17 protein-coding genes, 2 pseudogenes and 1 riboswitch are annotated in these 19,252 nt (G+C 73.1%); of the genes and pseudogenes, 9 read left to right on the forward strand and 10 right to left on the reverse strand.

Annotated elements, in window-relative coordinates; genetic code table 11:
• Positions 1-2 precede the first annotated feature (2 nt).
• Both thiS and thiO read right to left on the reverse strand, forming a co-directional pair.
• The gene (gene thiS / locus CRP49_RS23320; protein ID WP_094220174.1) at positions 3-203 is read right to left on the reverse strand and encodes a sulfur carrier protein ThiS; all 201 of its coding nucleotides are present in this window, start codon (positions 201-203) and stop codon (positions 3-5) included.
• Positions 200-1,360, reverse strand: a complete 1,161-nt coding sequence (gene thiO, locus CRP49_RS23325; protein ID WP_097255147.1) for a glycine oxidase ThiO — start codon at positions 1,358-1,360, stop codon at positions 200-202. The genes thiS and thiO overlap by 4 nt, the downstream gene beginning before the upstream one ends.
• A riboswitch (TPP riboswitch) is annotated at positions 1,358-1,469 on the reverse strand. (Overlaps the previous gene by 3 nt.)
• Positions 1,470-1,522: 53 nt before the next feature.
• Between thiO and CRP49_RS23330 the strand changes: the two genes are divergently transcribed.
• The 6 genes from CRP49_RS23330 (at position 1,523) to CRP49_RS23355 (ending at position 6,322) form a co-directional block, all read left to right on the forward strand.
• Positions 1,523-1,873, forward strand: coding sequence for a hypothetical protein (locus CRP49_RS23330; RefSeq protein WP_097255148.1), 351 nt, complete (start codon positions 1,523-1,525; stop codon positions 1,871-1,873).
• 32 nt (positions 1,874-1,905) lie between these two features.
• Positions 1,906-3,138: an NAD(P)/FAD-dependent oxidoreductase gene (locus tag CRP49_RS23335; RefSeq protein ID WP_179851731.1), complete on the forward strand. Its 1,233-nt coding sequence runs from the start codon at positions 1,906-1,908 to the stop codon at positions 3,136-3,138.
• A gap of 65 nt (positions 3,139-3,203) precedes the next feature.
• Positions 3,204-3,569 (forward strand): Rv2175c family DNA-binding protein, encoded by a 366-nt coding sequence (locus CRP49_RS23340; RefSeq protein ID WP_094220178.1) that lies wholly within the window; start codon positions 3,204-3,206, stop codon positions 3,567-3,569.
• Between the two features lie 90 nt (positions 3,570-3,659).
• On the forward strand, positions 3,660-4,307 hold the full coding sequence (gene thiE, locus CRP49_RS23345) for a thiamine phosphate synthase (protein ID WP_097255150.1): 648 nt from the start codon (positions 3,660-3,662) through the stop codon (positions 4,305-4,307).
• Between the two features lie 120 nt (positions 4,308-4,427).
• Entirely contained in the window at positions 4,428-5,351 is a 924-nt protein-coding gene (metF, locus tag CRP49_RS23350) for a methylenetetrahydrofolate reductase [NAD(P)H] (RefSeq protein WP_097255151.1), read from the forward strand.
• Between the two features lie 56 nt (positions 5,352-5,407).
• Entirely contained in the window at positions 5,408-6,322 is a 915-nt protein-coding gene (locus CRP49_RS23355) for a hypothetical protein (RefSeq protein WP_097255152.1), read from the forward strand.
• A 13-nt stretch (positions 6,323-6,335) separates the two neighbouring features.
• Here the strand turns inward: CRP49_RS23355 and CRP49_RS23360 are convergent, their stop codons facing one another.
• The 5 genes and pseudogenes from CRP49_RS23360 to CRP49_RS23380 all read right to left on the reverse strand — a co-directional run bounded on the left by CRP49_RS23360 (position 6,336) and on the right by CRP49_RS23380 (position 12,078).
• Positions 6,336-7,877: an NAD(P)/FAD-dependent oxidoreductase gene (locus CRP49_RS23360; RefSeq protein WP_179851732.1), complete on the reverse strand. Its 1,542-nt coding sequence runs from the start codon at positions 7,875-7,877 to the stop codon at positions 6,336-6,338.
• A gap of 46 nt (positions 7,878-7,923) precedes the next feature.
• Positions 7,924-8,172, reverse strand: a pseudogene (locus tag CRP49_RS23365) (DUF4126 domain-containing protein); the annotation flags it as partial.
• Between the two features lie 387 nt (positions 8,173-8,559).
• Positions 8,560-9,189, reverse strand: a complete 630-nt coding sequence (locus tag CRP49_RS23370) for a TetR/AcrR family transcriptional regulator (RefSeq protein WP_066992729.1) — start codon at positions 9,187-9,189, stop codon at positions 8,560-8,562.
• Positions 9,190-9,236: 47 nt separating this feature from the next.
• Positions 9,237-11,321: a YhgE/Pip family protein gene (locus CRP49_RS23375; protein WP_097255154.1), complete on the reverse strand. Its 2,085-nt coding sequence runs from the start codon at positions 11,319-11,321 to the stop codon at positions 9,237-9,239.
• Positions 11,293-12,078 carry an ATP-binding cassette domain-containing protein gene (locus tag CRP49_RS23380; RefSeq protein ID WP_097255155.1) on the reverse strand — a complete coding sequence of 262 codons (786 nt, stop codon included), beginning with the start codon at positions 12,076-12,078 and terminating at the stop codon, positions 11,293-11,295. The genes CRP49_RS23375 and CRP49_RS23380 overlap by 29 nt, the downstream gene beginning before the upstream one ends.
• Before the next feature lie 167 nt (positions 12,079-12,245).
• Between CRP49_RS23380 and CRP49_RS23385 the strand changes: the two genes are divergently transcribed.
• The 3 genes from CRP49_RS23385 to CRP49_RS23395 all read left to right on the forward strand — a co-directional run bounded on the left by CRP49_RS23385 (position 12,246) and on the right by CRP49_RS23395 (position 14,366).
• Positions 12,246-12,809, forward strand: coding sequence for an SAV_6107 family HEPN domain-containing protein (locus CRP49_RS23385; RefSeq protein WP_097255156.1), 564 nt, complete (start codon positions 12,246-12,248; stop codon positions 12,807-12,809).
• Positions 12,810-12,932: 123 nt separating this feature from the next.
• Positions 12,933-13,703: a methyltransferase gene (locus CRP49_RS23390; RefSeq protein ID WP_097255157.1), complete on the forward strand. Its 771-nt coding sequence runs from the start codon at positions 12,933-12,935 to the stop codon at positions 13,701-13,703.
• Between the two features lie 276 nt (positions 13,704-13,979).
• Positions 13,980-14,366, forward strand: coding sequence for a DUF3040 domain-containing protein (locus tag CRP49_RS23395; RefSeq protein WP_097255158.1), 387 nt, complete (start codon positions 13,980-13,982; stop codon positions 14,364-14,366).
• A gap of 80 nt (positions 14,367-14,446) precedes the next feature.
• On the opposite strand, the gene CRP49_RS23400 is transcribed toward CRP49_RS23395, so the two are convergent.
• From CRP49_RS23400 to CRP49_RS23410, 3 genes and pseudogenes are all read right to left on the reverse strand, one after another.
• Entirely contained in the window at positions 14,447-16,834 is a 2,388-nt protein-coding gene (locus CRP49_RS23400) for a DUF3488 and transglutaminase-like domain-containing protein (protein ID WP_097255159.1), read from the reverse strand.
• Positions 16,834-18,191, reverse strand: a pseudogene (locus CRP49_RS23405) (DUF58 domain-containing protein). Before CRP49_RS23405 ends, CRP49_RS23400 begins: the two are co-directional and overlap by 1 nt.
• Positions 18,191-19,228 carry a MoxR family ATPase gene (locus CRP49_RS23410; protein ID WP_097255160.1) on the reverse strand — a complete coding sequence of 346 codons (1,038 nt, stop codon included), beginning with the start codon at positions 19,226-19,228 and terminating at the stop codon, positions 18,191-18,193. The pseudogene CRP49_RS23405 and the gene CRP49_RS23410 overlap by 1 nt, the downstream one beginning before the upstream one ends.
• Positions 19,229-19,252 lie beyond the last annotated feature (24 nt).

A 19,252-nucleotide genomic window follows, 5' to 3' on the forward strand; every position in this document is an offset into this window, starting at 1 on the left:
GGTCAGCCTCCTTGCACGGCGGTGAGGACTTCGACACGGTCACCCTCGGCGAGGGCCGTGGTCGCCCACTGCGCGCGCGGGACGACGGTTTCGTTGAGGGCGGCGGCCACCCCGGAGGGCGCCACGGTGAGGGTCTGCACGAGGGCGTCCAGCGCGGTGCCCGGGGCGACCTGGCGGCGCTCCCCGTTGACGGAGATGTTCATGCGGGCTGCTCCATGAGTACGGCGCCGAAGCGCTTCGGCGTGAACGGACGGGCCTCGTCGGGCAGCTCACCGCTGACCAGCAGCTCCGCCATGACGTCCCCGGTGACCGGCGTGAGCAGCACTCCGTTGCGGTAGTGCCCGGTGGCCAGCAGCAGCCCGTCGAGCCCGGACGGGCCGAGCAGCGGCGCGTTGTCCGGGGAGCCGGGGCGCAGTCCCGCCCGGGTCTCGGTGAGGGGCAGCTCGGTGATCCCGGGCACCAGCTCATGGGCGTCGCGCAGCAGCTCGTACACGCCCCCGGCGGTGACCGTCGTGTCCCAGCCCAGCTCCTCGCTGGTGGCGCCGACGACCAGCTCGCCGTTCTCCCGGGGCACCAGGTAGACCTGGCTGCCGCGCACCACGGCCCGCACGGTACGGCTCAGGAAGGGCGCGTACCGGCGCGGCACGGTCAGCCGCAGCACCTGGCCCTTCACCGGCCGCACGGGGGGCAGTACGTCCTCCGGGACGCCCGTGAGGCGCCCGCTGAGGCTGCCGCCCGCGAGGACGGTCCGCTCCGCGCGCAGCACCGTGCCGTCCGCCGTGGTGACCCCGGCGGCCCGGTCCCGGACGACGTCGAGCCGCTCGGCCCAGGACCGGTGGAACACCACCCCGGCCCGCTCGCACGCGGCCACCAGGGCCGAGGCCAGCCGCCTCGGGTCGATCTGGTGGTCGCCGTCGACCCGCAGCCCGCCGCGCACCCCGGGCGCGAGCATCGGCTCCAGACGCCGGCACTCCCGCCCGGACAGCCACTCCGACTCCAGGCCCGAACGCTGCTGGAGCGCGTGCAGTTCACGCAGGTGGGCGCGGTCGTCGGCGTCGAGCGCGACGGCGAGCGTGCCGCAGCGGCGGTAGCCGAGGTCGTGGCCGGTCAGCTCGGTCAGCTCGGCCGCGAAGTCCGGGTAGCGGCGGGCGGACTCCAGGTTCAGGGCGAGCAGCGTCTCCTCGCCGTAGTGCAGTTCGGTGACCGCGGCCAGCATCCCCGCCGCGACCCGCGCGGCCCCGCCGCCGGGCTCGGGGTCCACCACGGCCGTGGCGAGCCCGCGCTGCGCGGCCCGCCAGGCCGTGACCAGGCCGATGATCCCGCCCCCGATGACGAGGACGTCGGACGTACGTGACGACATGGGCGTCCAGCCCCTCCCTTCGCCGGCATGACCCGGATCAGGTTCGTACGGTCGGAGGCCGCCAGCCTCCCTCTCAGCCCGGTGCGTCCGGGCTCCCGCGAGTGCTTGTACGGTGGCCACCCTAGCCCGCAGCGCTCGTCACTCGTAAGGGAGCCCCGATCCATGGCCCGCTCGCTGGACGGCCTCGTCCTCGCCCCGGTGGCGGACCAAGCACCAGGTCAGGTGGGTACGCGCACCCGGTTCACGTACCACGAGCAGGACGGCGAGATCTGGGCCGAGTACGCGGGCGGCGACGTCGTACGCGGCCATCTGGTCGGCACCCGGGCCGGTGACCGGCTGGACTTCCGGTACGTGCAGCTCAAGCGGGACGGGACCACCTCCTCGGGGCACTGCGTCTCGACCGTCGTGGAGCTGCCGGACGGGCGGGTGCGGCTGGAGGAGACCTGGGAGTGGGAGTCCCAGCCGGGCGCCGGGACCAGCGTTGTGGAGCAGGTCACCGAGCACGCCCGCTGACTGACGGATTGTCAGTTGTCTATGGTGATCGGGTGAGCGAGCAGACACCGCAGCAGGGCACGTCACAGGGGCGGCGCGTGGTCGTCGCGGGCGCCGGCATGGCCGGAGTGCAGACCGCGGTCGCCCTGCGTGAACAGGGCTTCACGGGGACCGTCACGCTGATCGGCGCCGAGCCCCACCAGCCGTACGACCGGCCACCGCTGTCCAAGGCCGTGCTGCTCGGCAAGGCCGAGGGCTCCGCCTTCGACATCGACTTCGAGTCGCTCGGCGTCGACCTGCGGCTCGGCTGCGAGGTGCTCGGCGTGCGCCCCGGCGACCACGAACTGGACACCGAGGCCGGGCCCGTCCCGTACGACGTGCTGGTCCTCGCCACCGGCGCCGAACCGATCACGCTGCCCGGCACCGAGGGTGTGCCCGGCGTGCACCTGCTGCGCACCCTGGACGACGCCGAACGGCTGCGACCGGTGCTCGCCCGGCAGCACGCCATCGTGGTCGTCGGCGCCGGCTGGATCGGCGCCGAGTTCGCCACGGCGGCCCGGGAGGCGGGCTGCGCGGTGACCGTCGTCGAGGCCGCCGACCGGCCGCTCGCGGGCGCGCTCCCGCCCGAGGTGGCCGCCCCGATGACCGCTTGGTACGCCGACAGCGGCGCCGAGCTGCGCACGCACGCGCGCGTGGAGCGCGTCGAGCCCGGCGCGGTGGTGCTCGCCGACGGCACGCGGCTGCCCGCGGACGCCGTCGTCGTCGGCATCGGCGCGCGCCCCGCCACCGCCTGGCTGGCCGGCTCCGGCATCGAGCTGGGCACGCACGGCGAGGTCGTGGCCGACGCCCAGCTGCGCACCTCCGCCCCGGACGTCTACGCGGTCGGCGACTGCGCCTCCTTCCCCTCGGCCCGGTACGGCGCCCGGCTGCTGGTCCACCACTGGGACAACGCCCTGCAGGGCCCGCGCACGGTCGCCGCGAACATCCTGGGCGAGATCCCCGTGGTCTACGACCCGGTCCCGTACTTCTGGTCCGAGCAGTTCGGCCGCTTCGTCCAGTACGCCGGCCACCACCCCGCGGCCGACCGGATGGTGTGGCGCGGCGACCCGGCGAGCCCGGCCTGGACCGTCTGCTGGCTGCGCGAGGACCGGCTGGTTGCCCTGCTGGCCGTGGGCAGGCCGCGCGATCTGGCCCAGGGCCGACGGCTGATCGAGGCCGGCCGCCGCATGGACCCCGAGGCCCTGACGGACCCGGCCCGGCCCCTCAAGGACAGCACCGCCGACTAGGCACGTCGTCCCCGGCCGGACCGGCCTGGCTTCCGACTGTCAGTGGGGGATGGCAGGCTTGTCCTGTGACCGAGATTGACGCAAAGATCGATGCTCTCGTCCCTGCCTGGCTCACCCTCCCCGACATCGCCGAGATGCTCGACGTCGAGGTGACACGTGTGCGGCAGCTGGTCAAGGAGGGCCAGCTCATCGCCGTACGCCGAGGTGAGAACCGGGCGCTGCACGTCCCCGCCGCCTTCATCGACGGGGACAAGGTCGTCAAGGGCCTGTCCGGGACCCTGACGCTCCTGCGGGACGACGGCTTCACGGACGAAGAGATGATCGAGTGGCTCTTCACCCCCGACCCGACCCTGCCCGGCACCCCCGCGCAGGCCCTGAGCGAGAATCGCGGCACGGAGGTGAAGCGCCGCGCCCAGGCGCTCGCCGTCTGAACCGACCCGCACCACGGGTGGCGTACGGGCCCCGGCCCGTACGCCACCCACTCGCCCACCCATGAACACCGACAACGGGGGGACCCACGCATGTCCGACACCGCCCGCAGCAGGTTCGCCGACGCCCGCCTCTACCTCTGCACGGACGCCCGCCGACGGCAGGGCGACCTCGCCGAGTTCCTGGACGCGGTCCTGGCCGGTGGCGTCGACATCGTGCAGCTGCGCGACAAGGGCATGGAGGCCGCCGAGGAGCTGGAGCACCTGGCGGTCTTCGCCGACGCCTGCGCCCGGCACGGCAAGCTGCTGGCGGTCAACGACCGGGCCGACGTCGCCCACGCCGCCTCCGCCGACGTGCTCCACCTCGGCCAGGGCGACCTCCCGGTCCCCGCGGCCCGCGCGATCCTCGGCGACGACGTCCTGATCGGCCGCTCCACGCACGCCGAGTCCGAGGCCGCAGCGGCCGCCGTCCAGGAGGGCGTGGACTACTTCTGCACCGGCCCCTGCTGGCCCACCCCCACCAAGCCCGGCCGGCACGCCCCGGGCCTCGACCTGGTCCGGTACACCGCCGCCCTGGGCACCGACCGGCCCTGGTTCGCGATCGGCGGCATCGACCTCGGCAACCTGGACGAGGTGCTGGACGCGGGTGCCCGCCGGGTGGTCGTGGTCCGCGCGATCACCGAGGCCGACGACCCCGGAGCCGCCGCGGCGGAGTTCGCGAAGCGGCTGCGGCAGGCCTAGAGCGGGTTCTGTCCGGTGTCTGTCCAGGTTTTTGTCCAAGGGGTGGACAGGAAGCGGACAATTCGGGCAAATTTCCGGTGCCCGGTTGGGGGACCGCCCACCCCTGGCTAACCTGCCGGTATGGCCCTCGGAACCGCATCCACCAGGACTGATCGCGCACGCACCGTGCGCGACATCCTCGCCACCGGCAAGAAGACGTACTCGTTCGAGTTCTACGCGCCGAAGACCCCCCAGGGCGAGCGGAACCTGTGGAACGCGCTCAGGAGGGTCGAGGCCGTAGCCCCCGACTTCGTCTCCGTCACCTACGGCGCCGGCGGTTCCACGCGCGCGACCACGGTCAAGGAGACCCAGCAGATCGTCGTGGACACGACGCTCACCCCGGTCGCCCACCTCACCGCGGTCGACCACTCCATCGCCGAGCTGCGCAACATCATCGGCCAGTACGCGGACGCGGGCATCCGCAACATGCTCGCCGTGCGCGGCGACCCGCCCGGCGATCCGATGGGCGACTGGGTCGCGCACCCGAGCGGCCTGACCTACGCGGCCGAACTCGTCCGGCTCATCAAGGAGTCGGGCGACTTCTGCGTGGGCGTCGCCGCCTTCCCGGAGATGCACCCGCGGTCCGCGGAGTGGGACACCGACGTCGCCCACTTCGTCGACAAGTGCCGTGCGGGCGCCGACTACGCCATCACGCAGATGTTCTTCCAGCCGGAGTCGTACCTGCGGCTGCGCGACCGCGTCGAGGCCGCCGGCTGCGACACCCCGGTCATCCCCGAGGTCCTGCCGGTCACCAGCGTGAAGATGCTGGAGCGGCTGCCCAAGCTCAGCAACGCGCACTTCCCGGACGCTCTGAAAGAGCGGATCCTCACAGCGAAGGACGATCCGGCGGCGGTACGCTCCATTGGCATCGAGTTCGCCACGGAGTTCTGCGCACGGCTGCTGGACGAGGGAGTGCCCGGACTGCACTTCATCACCCTGAACAACTCGACGGCGACCCTGGAAATCTACGAGAACCTGGGCCTGCACCACCCCCCGCAGGCCTAGACCGGCCGCACCGCGATACGACACACTGCGTAGCGGTCACTGGGAGAGGGGCGTACATGGGCTGGACGGTCCTCTACATCGCGTTCGGCATCGTCGCACTGTGGTTGCTCGGCGAGGTGCTGCTGCAGTACAAGGCACGGCTGCGCTGGCGGCTGCTCGCCTTCGTCGGCTTCCTCGGTGTCGTGGTCGGCGTGCTGATGCCGTCCGTCATCGTGATCGGTCTGGGCGCCATCGCGTTCGCGATCGGCCAGACCTACGTCACGCTGTCCTTCCGCCGCGGCTTCGCCGCCGGCTGGGCGGTCAAGCGCCCCGATGCCGAGGCCGAGGGCGGCGGCAGCAAGCGCCGCCGCGGCAGGGCGGACCGCCACGACCCGACCCTCGAGGTCTCGGACCTGGAGCCCGCCGAGGGCGACGACCGGGGCGCCGACTACGGCCGTGAGCAGCTCGCCTACGGCGACGACGACTACGACCGTGACGACGTCTTCACCCCGGCCCGGTCGGCCGAGCCCACCGCCGCCGAGACCACCGCCGTCTACGAGCCCCAGCCCCTCCCCGAGGACACCGGCTCCTACGGCGTCTACGGCGACACCGCCTACGCGGGCGCCGCCCAGCCCCAGGCCGCCGAGCAGAACTACGCCTACGACTACTCGGGCTACGCCCAGCAGCAGAGCTACGGCTACGACACCGGCGCCCAGCAGCAGGGCTACGCCAACTACTCCGACCCGTACATCGGCACCCAGTCCTACGGCACCGGCTACGACCAGCAGCAGTACGGCCAGCAGGGCTACGGCCAGGACCCGTACGCCACCGGCGGCTACGGCGAGACCCCGGCCGGCGGGGTCTGGGTCCCGCAGCAGCGCAACGACGAGACCTACGGCGGCGAACTCCCGCAGGAGCAGCCGTACCCGTACCAGGGCCACGGGCAGCAGCCGCAGCCGGGCACCGGGTACGACGAGCAGTACCGTTTCTGAGGCCTGCCGCGGCTCACTGGGAGCCGCGGAACTCCGGCCCCTCCACGATCAGCCCGGCCACCAGCGCGCCCGACATACCGGCGTGGGGGAGACCGCCGCCGGGGTGTGACCAGCCGCCCACGCGGTACAGCCCGGGCAGGCGCGTGGTGTTCGCCGGGTGCAGGAAACGCCCCCGGCCCGCGGCGAGTGCGGGAGCGGGCACGGCCCCGAAGCGGGCGCCCGTCTCCTCCTCCGTGTGCACGGGGGTGCGCACCTCGTGCCACAGCAGGCGCTCCCGCAGCCCGGGCACCGCGCGCTGGGCGGCTTCGAGCAGGAAGTCCGTGTAGCGCCGGACCGTGCCCTCGTCCTCCCAGGCGGCCTCGGACGACACCACGGCGGACACCACCACGGACTCGTGCGAGCCGTCCGGTCTGAGCGCGGGGTCGTCCGGGCGCAGCACGGTCACCGTGGGACACACCGGCTGGTCGCCGCCGGGAGAGGCCAGGAAGTCCAGCTCGATCTCGGCGTCCGGCGCGTGGACGACCGTACGGTGGACGGCTTCGGGCTCGCGCCCGCCACGCAGGGCCAGCAGGAGGGTGAACCGCGCGGGCGGGGGTGAGATCGGGTCGGCCCGCACGTCACCGTCCTCGTCCAGCGGATGCTCCGTCAGGTCCCGCAGCCGCGCCGTGTCCACGTCCGCCACCACATGGTCCGCCTCGGCCACCGTCCCTCCCCCAGTGCCGAAAGCGTGGGAGGTGCCCCCAGCCAACTCCACCCCGGCGGCCCGGCCGTCCTTCTCCAGGATCCCGGTCACCTCGGCGCCGAAGAAGAACTCGACTCTCCGCTGCACGCACCGCTCGTACACCGCGCGCGCCAACTCCCGGATGCCCCCGCGTACATACCAGGTGCCGAAGGCGTGCTCCATGTACGGCAGCACGGCCGCGCTCGCCGGAGCGGTCCGGGGGTCGAGGCCGTACGCGAGCACGTGGGTCTGCAGGAGGGCCGCCAAGCGCTCGTCGCGCAGCTCCCAGGCGCCGATCTCGGCCGGCGTGCTCGCCCGGCGCGTGCGCAGCAGCCGCTTGTGCGGGACGGCCGGATACGGCTCCCGTTCCGCCAGCATCTGCCAGTTGGGCCACAGGGGCTCCTCCAGCAGCGGCCGGCGGGTGCGGTCCCAGGCCTCGCGGGCCCGCACCAGGAAGTCGCCCCAGCGCTGCCCGGCCCCCGCGCCCAGCGCCTCGTCCAGGGCCGCGACGACACCCGCGCGCGAGGCGTTCGGCAGGGACACCTGCGTGCCGTCCGCGAAGACGTGCCGCGCGGCCGGGTCGACCTGGACCAGCTCGACGACGTCCTCCAGCGGCTGCTTGCCGGTCTTGACGAACAGATCGCGGTACACGGCCGGCAGCGTCAGCAGCCCCGGGCCCGTGTCGAAGGCGAACCCGTCCCGCTCGAAGCGGCGCACCGCACCGCCGTACGTCTCCGTACGCTCGTACACCGCCACCCGGTGGCCCGCGACGGCCAGCCGGGCAGCGGCCGCCATCGCGCCCATCCCGGCGCCGATCACCGCAATCCGTGCCATGCCTGCGACTTTATCGACCGCCACTGACAACGCGGCCCGCGGGCGGTCAGCCGGGCGGCCCGGACACCCGTGAGGCCAGTCGCCGCTCCTCCCGCCGCTGGGCCCGGCGCCTGAGGAAGCGCCGGATCCGCGAGACCAGGAACACCAGCACCACGAGCCCGCAGACGAGCAGCACCGCCGCGATGATCGCCGCCGCCTCCGGATGGAACAGCGCGAACGGGACGTCCGACAGCGAGCCGCTGTGCCCGGCGAGCAGCGCCCCGACCCAGGCGCCCGCGAGCGGCCGGACGACCGTGGGCTTGCCGACGAGGTCGGACACGGACGCGATCGTGGCCAGACGGCGGGCCGGCGTCGTGGGCCCGCACACACACGCCTGAGTATCCGTACCTAGGCGCCGAGATGAGTACGCGCGCGGATGGGCCGCGGCCTGCGCGAACGGGAGAGTGGAGACACGGCAAGGGGGCGCGGACCGGCACCGCCGACACGGGGCGGCGGAACGGCGCCCGCGCCCTGGCCGCTCCTTCCGCCGATCCGTCGGCGGAAGCGAGGCACGGGGGACCCGGGGCAGACCACCACGGGGGACCATCGGGGGAAACCGTACGGGGGAGTACGGGAAGTACGGGGGAGTGGGAAGGCGCCGGTCCGGCAAGCGGACCGGCGCCTTTCTCGTGCTCCGGCGTGCTCAGCCCTTCCCGCTCACGCGCCCCTGGAGCAGCCGGGACAGGGCCGCGTGGACGTCGTCCAGGGAGCGCTCCGGCTGGAAGGACTTCCAGTCCAGGGCGGCCACCAGGACCATGCCGACCAGCGCGGCCGCCGTCAGCTGGACGTCGATCTCCTCGCTGAACTCGCCGGCCGCCACGCCCTCGCGCAGCACCCCCTCGACGACGGCGACGGCCTCCTGCCGCACCACCATCAACGTGGACTGCCAGGCACGGTTGGTGCGCCACAGCTCGGCCACGTACAGCTGGGTGAAGGCCGGGTAGCGGTCGATGAAGACAAGGCCCGCGCGGACCATCGCGTCCAGCGCGTCCACCTTGCTGCCGCCCTCGGCCGCGGTCCGCTCGGCCGCCTCCCGCAGGGAGGCGGTGAGGAGGCCCACGCCGTGCCGCAGCAGCTCCTCGAAGAGGACCGACTTGCTCGCGAAGTTGTAGTAGACCGTGCCCTTCGCGACTCCGGCCCGCTCGGCGATCTCGTCCACGGTGGTGGCGGAGAAGCCCTGCTCGGCGATGAGTGTGACGGCCGCCTCGTAGAGCTTCTGCCGGGTTGCCTCGCGGCGCGTGCTGCCGCCGGACGTGGCGCTGCTGCTTTCCATGGCCCCGATTGTCACAGGTACGCGCGCGTGCAGGGACGTCTTGGGGATCACAGGCTCAGCTCCGGGTGCAGCCGGTCCAGCGTCCACACCTGGCGGCGCCGGGCCGCGAGCGCCGTCAGCGCCAGGGCGCCCGCGGTGAACGCGGTCAGCACCCCGCACGCCTGCCACACCGGGCCGAGCCCACCGCCCGTGATCAGCCGGCGCAGGGCCTCCACGATGTAGCTCATCGGCAGGAACGGGTGGAGGGCGTTGAAGAAGCCCGGGCTGGTCTGCACCGGGTAGGTGCCGCCCGCCGAGGTCAGCTGGAGCATCAGCAGCGCCAGGACGAGGATCCGGCCGGCCGCGCCGAAGCGGGCGTTGAGCCACTGCACGATCGCGGCGAAGCACCCCGCCACCAGGAACAGGAAGCCGACCGTTCCGGCCGCCCGCGCCATCTGCAGGCCGATCGCCCAGTGCAGCACGGACATCAGGGCCGCCGTCTGCAGCACGCCCACCGCGGCCACCGGCAGCCAGCCGGCCAGCGCGATCCGCCAGGCCGGCGAACCGGCCGCCAGGGCACGCCGGTTGAGCGGCGGGATCAGCATGTACGCCACCATCGCGCCCACCCACAGGGACAGCGGGATGAAGTAAGGGGCGAAGCCGGTGCCGTAGTTGGGCGCCTTGTGCAGGTCGTGGGTGGCGAGCTGGACCGGGTCGGCCATCACGCCGGTGCGCTGGTCGCGGTCCTGCTTGTCGTAGTCGGGGATCTTCTTCGCACCGTCGTGCAGACCGCCGGCGAGCTTTCCGGAGCCGTCGACCAGCTTGTACATGCCGCCGCTCAGGGTCTCGGCACCCGACTCGGCCGTTCCGATGCCCTGGTCGAGCTTGACCGCGCCGACCCCGGCGGTGCCCAGTCCGGCATGGAGCTTCTTGGCGCCCGCGGCGACCTCGGCCGCTCCGTCGTTCAGCCGGTTGATCTTCCTGACGGCGTCGTTCACGTCCTCGTAGAGGTGCGGTGCGCGCTCGGCCAGGGCCTGGGCCTGTGTCTGGAGCGTGCCGAGGTTGGCCTGCATCGTCTTCAGGTCGCCGTCCTGGTCGGCGATCAGGGTGTTGAGGTCGTCGGCGACGGTGGCCACGTCGGCGGCGGCCTGCCTGGCCTTCTTCAGGTCCGGGCAGATGGGGTCGGGGAGGGTCGCGGTCTCGCAGTGCGTCCGGTAGACCTCGTCCAGGACGGTGGAGGAGGCATGGGCGGTCCTGGCCGCACCCGGCGCGAGCTTCACCAGGACGTCGAGGTTGTGGCGGACCGCCTTGGCCGAGTCGGCGACCAGTTGAGCGGTGTCCCCGATGGTCTTCCCGTTGTTCTTCAGGAAGGGGCCGGCCTTCCGGTAGACGCCGTTGACGTTGTCGGCGAGGGCCTGGGTGCCGTCCGCGACCCGCTGTGAGCCGTCCTCCAGGTCGCTCGCGCCCGTGGTGAGCTTCGTCAGGCCCTTGGAGAGCTTGCCGCTGCCGCTCTTGGCGTCCTTCAGGCCGTCCGCGAGGTTCTTGGAGCCCTTCTCCGCCTTTCCGATGCCGCCCTTGAGCCGGTCGGCACCGTTGGCCGCCGTCACGGTCTTGTCATGGATGCCGGAGAACGAGATGAAGATCTTGTCCAGGAAGGTCCGGGACGCCTTGGTGGACGCGGCCGTGCGGACCTCGCTGAAGACCGTCCGGGAGATCTGGCCGACGATGTAGTTGTTCGCGTCGTTCGTGCGCACCCGGAGCGCGCCCGTCTCCGGGGAGTCGCCCGAGCTGGAGGCGATCCGCTCGCTGAAGTCGGCCGGCATGGTCAGCGACAGGTAGTACGTGCCGTCCTCGACGCCCTCGCGGGCCTCGGCGTCGCTCACCTCGTGCCACTCGAAGGTCCGGCTGTCGCGCAGCCCGGCCACGATGTCGTCGCCGGCCGTGAGTTTCTTCCCGCCCGCAGTTGCGCCCTTGTCGTCGTTCACCAGGGCCACCGGGATGCGGTCCAGGCGGCCGTAGGGGTCCCAGAACGACCACAGGTACAGGGCGCCGTAGAGCAGGGGCAGCACGAGCAGCGCGACCAGGGCCGCGCGCGGCAGCTTCCCGCGCCCGAAGCGCCTCAGCTCAAGCGCGGCCAGCCTCGGCGAGCGCATCGGCCTCCCCCTTCGTGTCGCTCTTCTCGCTCTTGTCTTCCGTGTCTTCGCCGCGGTCGCTCGTGTCCTCGCCTCGGTGGGTGGGGACGGCGACGCAGTCCTCGGGGGCGGTGCGGCACACCGCCACGACCGTCGTCCCCGCGCGCGTGAGGGACCGCAGCAGGTCCCAGACCTCGGCGCGTTCGGCGTCGGAGAGCTTGGTCTCGACGTCGTCCACACCGAGCAGTCCGGGCCGGCCGAGGAGGGCCAGCGCGATGGACAGGCGCAGCTCCTGAAGCCGCTCGAGATCGCGTACGGCCGTGCGGGGGCCCTTGGGGAGCGTCTCCAGGTCGAGTCCGGCGGCGGCCAGGGCCGCGTCGACGCGCAGCCGTGCCTCGCGGGCGCGGTCCGCCCGGGGGCGCAGCAGCGCGCGCGGCGAGTCGCCGAACCTGCGCTGCAGCAGGGCCCGCTCGCGCAGGTGCTCCCCGACGGTCAGGGCCGGTTCCAGGTCGGTGACACCGGCCACGTTGGCCACGGCGCCGACCCGGCGCACGGCCGCCATGTGCCGGGGGATCCCGGACCCGCCCACCGTGGCCGCGCCCTCGGTGGGCTTCATCCGTCCCGTGAGCGCGAGCAGCAGGCACGTACGGCCGGAGCCGGACGGTCCCTCGATCGCGATCAGCGAGCCGGGCTTCGCGTCGAAGGTGATGCCGCGGAAGGCCCACCCCCGTGGCCCCTTGAGCCCTAGGCCCTCGGCTGTGACGTCCACGCCGTCCACAAGCCCCCCTGCCTGGTTGCATCTTTTTGAACTGACTGGTCAGTGCAAAAATACGCCCGAACCTACGATCGAGGCAAAAGCCCAGGTCAGAACGGATTGTCAGTGCCATACCTCACGATGGGCACATACGGCACCTGTGCCGTCACCCAGACGACAGGAGGTTCGTCATGGCCAACTCGTCCGCAGCCGCCGCCCATCGGCGCCGCGCCACCGGCCCTGCCCCCTCACTGACCGGCCCGGCGAGCGATGTGCACCCCGTGCTCCGCCGGGCCACGGCCCCGCCCGCCGCCCTCGACCTGCTGACCCTGGCCCGGGCCGGCCTCGAAGAGGCCGCCGTCCTGGAAACCCCCAACGAACGCTATGCGGCGGCCCACCTGGCCGCCCTGCGCACCGCCGCCGCCGTGCTCGCCGCCCGGGCCCGCCCCGAGACCTCCCCGCGCCGCCGGGCCCGCATCCGCAGCGCCTGGGAGGTGCTGCCCGAGATCGCCCCCGAACTGACCGAGTGGAGCGCGCTCTTCGCCTCCGGCGCCGCCCGCCGGGCCCGCGCCGAGGCGGGCATCCAGGGAGCGGCCGGACAGCGGGACGCCGACGACCTGATACGCGACGTGGCGATGTTCCTCCGCATCGTCGAGCGGATGCTGGTGCTCCAGCCCGTCCTGCCCCAGCCCCGCCAGGACACCGACGAGCGAAGCGGCCCGGGCCCTCGCGGCCGCCTCCCGGACGCGGGCTGACCGCGACGGTCCACCAGACGGGACGGACACGGCAGTACCCCTCCGCGGTGACCAGGTACGGCGCCGGAGGCAATAGGGTGGAGTTCGCCGGAAGCCGCCCGCCCTGCCGAGGAGTCAACTGCCGTGTCGGACCCGATGCGCCCCCGCGCCTCTCTCCGTACCGCCGTGGTCTGGGAGGTCCTCCAGGACGCCCTCGACCGCCGGGTCAAGGCCACGGGGCGGGACTCGCTGGACGTGCTCGACACCGGAGGCGGCAGCGGCAACTTCGCCGTGCCGCTCGCCCGCCTCGGACACCGCGTCACCGTCGTCGACCCCAGCCCGAACGCGCTGTTCGCGCTGGAGCGCCGCGCCGCCGAGGCCGGTGTCGCCGACCGGGTCAAGGGCGTCCAGGGCGATGCTCACGGCCTGTTCGAGGTGGTCGAGCGCGGCGGCTACGACGCCGTGCTGTGCCACGGTGTCCTGGAGTACGTCGACGACCCCGCCGAGGGCGTCCGCAACGCGGTCGCCGCGCTGCGCTCCGAGGGTGTTCTCAGCGTCCTCGCCGCCGGTCTCGGCGGTGCCGTCCTCGCGCGGGCCCTCGCCGGCCACTTCAAGGAGGCCAAGCAGGCCCTGGAGGACCCGGAGGGCCGCTGGGGCGCCGGCGACCCGATGCCGCGCCGCTTCACCGCGGAGCAGCTCACCGCGCTGGTCGAGGGCGCGGGCCTGAAGATCGGCGCCGTACATGGCGTGCGGGTCTTCGCCGACCTGGTGCCCGGCGTCCTGGTGGACACCGAGCCCGGCGCCCTCGACGCCCTGCTCAAGCTGGAGGCCGCGGCGGCCGAGTTGCCCGCGTTCCACTCCGTCGCCACCCAGCTCCATGTGCTCGGTGAGACGCCGGGGGCCGCGGAGGTCTGAGCGGCCTGCCGAGATCCGGCGCTGATCAGGGACTTGGCGGCAGATGGAGTACGCCACAAGACCCCCGATCGAGCGGTTTGCGCCGTATGATCGAGGTATACCGTCCGGCATGACGGGTCGGCCGCCGGGGAATGGAAGCCTCAGCGAGCCGGGACGGCCATGGCGGATTCCGGTTGGCCTATTGGCGTAGAGGGGCGGGTTTCACGGGGGTGATTCCCTGCCTATCCTGAAGGGACCCCCGAGTCGCCCCGGCGACTGCACGATGAGGAGGACTCCGTGCCGCTCTCGGAGCACGAGCAGCGCATGCTCGAGCAGATGGAGCGAGCGCTGTACGCCGAAGATCCCAAGTTCGCGTCGGCGCTTGAGGGAAGTGGGCTGCGGACGTACACCCGGCGGCGGGTCTACCAGGCGGTCGCGGGCTTCCTCGTGGGTATCGCGCTCCTCATGGCCGGAATGGTCGCACAGCAGATCTGGGTCAGCGTGGTGGGCTTCCTCGTCATGCTGGGCTGTGCCGTACTCGCCGTCACCGGCTGGCGGAAGGCCCCCAAGCCGGGTGAGCAGCCCGCGGGTGCCCCGCGCCGCCAGGTACGGCAGAAGCGCTCCATGATGGACCGGATCGAGCAGCGCTGGCAGCGCCGCCGGGACGAGCAGCAGGGGCATTAGCCGCTAGGCGGTTCGCACACAGCAGACATCCTTGAGGGGTGACCACCAGCCGGTGGTCACCCCTCACGCGTTCTCCGGACTCAGCCCTGCTGCCCCGAAGGCCTGCGCAGCGTCGGCCGGGCCGCCACCGCACGCGCCCTGAGCGCCGCCCACCGGCCCGACACCGCCCACAGCACCTGCACGGCCGACCGCGGCGCGAACCGCGCCCGCAGCCGCGTCCACCTGTTCACGCTGCCGTTCAGGGCGGCGACCACCCGGCGCACGTCCTCGGCCAGGCCCGCCACCGGGCGCGGCCGGGGCGCGTACAGCACCTGCTCCAGCGCGTCCGCCACCCGGTGCACGGAGGCCCCGGCCGCCGGGTCGAGATGCCCCAGCCGCACGATCCTGGCGGCGGCCTTGCGCGGCGTCTGCGACTCGTCCGGCAGGATGCCCACGTCCCAGGCGCTGTCGGTCAGCTCCTGCCAGGCCGCCAGCGTGTGGGCCGCCGCACCCTCCTCGGTCCGCGCGTGCGCCCCGAGCCGTACGGACCGCACCCGCGCCCGCCACAGCATCGGCGCCAGCGGGATCGCCAGGACCACCAGGCCACCGAGCCCGATCAGCACGTACCACAGCCAGCGCCACGAACCGCCGCCACCGCCGTGCTGCGCCACCGCGGCGGACGGGCTGTCGCACGCCTGAAGCTTGCGCAGCTGGGACGTGCAGCTCTCGCTCGGCGAAGCCGACGCGGAGGGCGCCGTCGACGACCCGCGGGACGGCAGGGCCTCGTCCGGCTGGGAGGAACCGGGCGTGTTCGACTGGGTGTACGACGGCACGGTGCCCCGGGTCGGGGTCGGCTCGAAGCGGGTCCAGCCGACGCCCTCGAAGTACAGCTCGGGCCAGGCGTGCGCGTCCTTCAGGGTCACCGACACCGAGCCGTCCGCCTGCGGGGTCCCGGGCGCGAAGCCCACCGCGACCCGGGCCGGGATGCCCAGCGTGCGGGCCATCGCCGCCATCGCGAAGGAGAAGTGGACGCAGAAGCCCTGCTTCTTCTTCAGGAACGTCGCGATCGCGTCCGGGCCGCGGCCGACCTCCACCTGGGTGTCGTACTGGAAGCCGCCGGACACGGCGAAGTAGTCCTGGAGCTTGACCGCCTCCTCGTAGTGGCTCGCCGAGCCCGCGGTGATCTCCTTGGCCGTCCGGGCCACCACCTTGGGCAGCTTGGACGGCACCTTGGTGTACTCACGCTTCAGCGCGGCCGGCGGCTGGGCGGCCGCGGCCAGCTGGTCCGCTGTCGGCTGCACGTCCAGGCTGTTCACCTGGTAGGTCTCGCCGCGTGTGTTCTGCCCGTGGTCTCCGACGAGCGTCATGCCGACGGGCTCGTACCGCCAGTTCCCGCTGATCCGCACCCCGCTCGGCGGGTACGGCATCGGCAGCCAGTCCTGCGCGTACCAGTCCGCCGCCGTGACCGTCGTCCTCACGGTGGAGCGCTTGATGCCCGTGCCCAGGCCGACGGGCGTGGGGAAGACGTCCGGCACACCGACGATGTGCCGCTGGGACGGCTTCCAGGTGGTGCCGTCGAAGTCGTCCAGCGAGACGATCCGCAGGTACATGTCCGAGAGGTCGGCCGCGCTGGTCTTCAGGGACAGCACCTGGCGGTCGTTCTCCACGTTCAGGCTGTCGCGCAGCGACACCAGGGGGTTGACCGCGGAGATCGTGCCGCCGTTCCCGTTGCCCGCGCCGACGCCCGCTCCGGCGCCGTCCAGCAGGCCGCCCTGCATCGCGGGCAGGGCGGCCGGCACCACCAGGGCGACACCGAGGGCGACCGCGCCGATCCGGCGTCCGGTGCGCACCGGGGCCACCGCGCCGCCGTCCGGGTCGCCCGGGGTGCGGGGCGCGCCGCCGAAGACCCGGCCCCACTGAGCCAGCCGGTCCCGGCCCTCGGCGAGCAGCAGCATCAGATAGCCGGCCGCCGCGACCAGGAACCACAGCCAGTCGGTGCCGCCGTCGGACAGCCCAGCGGCCACCGAGTACAGCGCGAGCAGCGGCAGCCCGGCCGGGGCCGCGCTGCGGAAGGTCACCGCGAGGGTGTCCACCAGCAGGCCGATCACCAGGACACCGCCGATCAGCATCAGCTTGATGCCGTCGGTCAGCGGTGCCGGTATCGCGTACCGGCTGACGTCGTCCGAGCCCTGCTGGAGCAGGTCACCGAAGTGCCGGAAGGCGTCCGGGCCCGGGACGAGCCCGACGAACGCCTGCTGCCGGGCGAAGACCAGGGTCAGCAGCATCAGCGTGACCAGGACCTGCGCCGCCACGGTCAGCGGCCGGGCCAGCGGCACCCTCCGGGCCGCCGCGCCCACCCCGGTCTGCACGGCGACCAGCAGCACCGTCTGGAACAGCCACGTGGGCTGGTCGACCAGGGGCAGCAGGGCGCACGCGGCCATCAGCGTGGCCGCTGCGGCGCACAGGGCCAGTCGTGCCCGCCCGCTCATCACAGTGCCTCCCCGCTCACGGCGGTCAGGCCCGAGCGTTCCCGGTCCGCCTGCCGCCACAGATCGTTCAGCGAGGCGCCGCGCGGCACGCTCAGCGCCGTCCAGCCCGCCTCGCGCAGCATGCGCAGCCGCTCCTCGTGCCGGGCGCCCGGGCCGGGCACGTCCGCCGTCTCCCGCACCCAGGTGTCCGGGTCCAGCACGAACGCGACCGCACCGCCGCTGCGTTGGCGCATCTTCGCGACCACCGCGGCCTGCTCCTCGTCGAGATCGCCCAGGAAGGCGATCAGCAGCCCCTCGTTCCCGCCGCGCAGCAGGTCGTACGCCCGGGACAGGCCCGTGCCGTCGGAGTGGTCGATCACCGCGAGGGTGTCCATCATCAGTCCGGCCGCGTCCGCGCTGTCCTGGCCGGTGCCCGCGAACCCGTCGGCGCCCTCGCCGGGGACCGAACTGCCGTTGTCGGTCAGCAGGCGTACCGAGAAGCCCCGTTCGAGCATGTGCACCAGCGTCGACGCGGTGCCCGAGACGGCCCACTCGAAGGCCGAGTCGGGGCCCGCGCCCTCGTAGCCGATGCCCCGGGTGTCCAGCAGGACCGTGCAGCGGGAGCGGCGCGGCTGCTCCTCGCGGCGCACCATCAGCTCGCCGTAGCGCGCGGTGGAGCGCCAGTGCACGCGGCGCAGGTCGTCGCCGTAGCGGTACCCGCGCGGGATCACGTCGTCCTCGCCCGCGAGGGCCAGCGAGCGCTGCCGCCCGTCGCCGTACCCCTTGGCCTCGCCGCTGAGCCGGACCGGCGCCAGCGGCTCCACGCGCGGGATGACGGTCAGCGTGTCGTAGGTCGAGAAGGAGCGGGTGAGTTCGCACATCCCGAACGGGTCGGTCAGCCGCAGCTGCAGCGGGCCCAGCGGATAGCGGCCGCGCAGGTCCGAGCGGACCCGGTAGGACACCTCGCGGCGGCCGCCCGGCTCCACCCGGTCCAGCACGAAACGGGGCCGGGGCCCGAGGACGTAGGGCACCCGGTCCTGGAGCATCAGCAGGCCGGTGGGCAGCCGGGAGACGTTGTCCACCCGCAGGTGCACCCGGGCCTCGCTGCCGGCGGGCACGCGCGCGGGGAGAGCCGGCGGCTGCCGGCCACCCGGTAGCGCGTGCGGTAGAGCACGGTCGCGCAGAGCAGGGGCAGCACGGCCAGCAGCAGGCCGACCCGCAGCAGATCGCTCTGGCCCAGCACATACGCGCAGATCGCGGCCGCGATCCCGGCGGCCAGGAAGGAACGGCCACGGGTGGTCAGCCCCGCCAGAGCCGTGCGGACCCCGCCCGCCTCCCCGCGATCGGGCTCCGCCTGCCCCGTCCCCCCGGCGCTCATCACAGACTCCGCGGGGGCTGCTGCGGATAGGCCGGCACACCCCGGCCCAGACCGCCGAAGCCGCTCTGCTGCTGCGCCGCCGGCACCGGGGTGTGCTGCAGGATCTCCAACACCACCTGCTCGGCCGTACGCCGGTTGAGCTGCGCCTGCGCGGTGGGCAGCAGCCGGTGGGCGAGGACGGCGACGGCGAGCGCCTGGACGTCGTCCGGCAGTGCGTACTCCCGGCCGCTGAGGGCGGCGGACGCCTTGGCCGCGCGCAGCAGATGCAGCGTCGCGCGCGGGGAGGCGCCGAGTCTGAGGTCGGGGTGCGTACGGGTGGCCGCGACCAGCTCGACCGCGTACCGCCGCACCGCCTCGGAGACGTGCACCCCGCGCACCGCCTCGATCAGCTTCACGATCTCGTGCGCGTGCGCCACCGGCTGGAGGTCCTCCAGCGGGCTCACGCCGCCGTGGATGTCGAGCATCTGCAGCTCGGCCTCGACGCTCGGGTAGCCGACGGAGACCCGCGCCATGAAGCGGTCGCGCTGGGCCTCGGGCAGCGGATAGGTGCCCTCCATCTCCACCGGGTTCTGCGTGGCCACCACCATGAAGGGGCTGGGCAGTTCATAGGTCTGCCCGTCGATGGTGACCTGCCGCTCCTCCATGGACTCCAGCAGCGCCGACTGGGTCTTGGGCGAGGCGCGGTTGATCTCGTCGCCGATCACGATCTGCGCGAAGATGGCGCCCGGCTTGAACTCGAAGTCCCGGCGCTGCTGGTCCCAGATGGACACCCCGGTGATGTCCGAGGGCAGCAGGTCGGGCGTGAACTGGATACGCCGCACCGTGCAGTCGATGGACCGCGCCAGTGCCTTGGCGAGCATGGTCTTGCCCACTCCGGGGACATCCTCGATCAACAGGTGTCCCTCGGCGAGCAGTACGGTCAGCGAAAGCCGTACGACCTCGGGCTTGCCCTCGATCACACCCTCCACCGAACTGCGGACACGCTCCACAGTGGCGGTCAGATCAGTGAGGCTCGCTCGATCGTCATAGGTCGTCACCCGGCCCTCCTCGGCCCGTTCTTA

Origin of the sequence: Streptomyces sp. Ag109_G2-15, assembly GCF_900215565.1 — a bacterium.
In the GTDB taxonomy this organism is placed as follows: Bacteria; Actinomycetota; Actinomycetes; order Streptomycetales; family Streptomycetaceae; genus Streptomyces; species Streptomyces diastatochromogenes.

What these genes read in the sequence shown, in the direction of transcription:
- thiS (WP_094220174.1), bottom strand. Translation starts at nt 203, where the DNA reads ATGAACATCTCCGTCAACGGGGAGCGCCGCCAGGTCGCCCCGGGCACC.
- thiO (WP_097255147.1), bottom strand. Translation starts at nt 1,360, where the DNA reads ATGTCGTCACGTACGTCCGACGTCCTCGTCATCGGGGGCGGGATCATC.
- CRP49_RS23330 (WP_097255148.1), top strand. Translation starts at nt 1,523, where the DNA reads ATGGCCCGCTCGCTGGACGGCCTCGTCCTCGCCCCGGTGGCGGACCAA.
- thiE (WP_097255150.1), top strand. Translation starts at nt 3,660, where the DNA reads ATGTCCGACACCGCCCGCAGCAGGTTCGCCGACGCCCGCCTCTACCTC.
- metF (WP_097255151.1), top strand. Translation starts at nt 4,428, where the DNA reads ATGGCCCTCGGAACCGCATCCACCAGGACTGATCGCGCACGCACCGTG.
- CRP49_RS23355 (WP_097255152.1), top strand. Translation starts at nt 5,408, where the DNA reads ATGGGCTGGACGGTCCTCTACATCGCGTTCGGCATCGTCGCACTGTGG.
- CRP49_RS23360 (WP_179851732.1), bottom strand. Translation starts at nt 7,877, where the DNA reads ATGGCACGGATTGCGGTGATCGGCGCCGGGATGGGCGCGATGGCGGCC.
- CRP49_RS23370 (WP_066992729.1), bottom strand. Translation starts at nt 9,189, where the DNA reads ATGGAAAGCAGCAGCGCCACGTCCGGCGGCAGCACGCGCCGCGAGGCA.
- CRP49_RS23375 (WP_097255154.1), bottom strand. Translation starts at nt 11,321, where the DNA reads ATGCGCTCGCCGAGGCTGGCCGCGCTTGAGCTGAGGCGCTTCGGGCGC.
- CRP49_RS23385 (WP_097255156.1), top strand. Translation starts at nt 12,246, where the DNA reads ATGGCCAACTCGTCCGCAGCCGCCGCCCATCGGCGCCGCGCCACCGGC.
- CRP49_RS23400 (WP_097255159.1), bottom strand. Translation starts at nt 16,834, where the DNA reads ATGAGCGGGCGGGCACGACTGGCCCTGTGCGCCGCAGCGGCCACGCTG.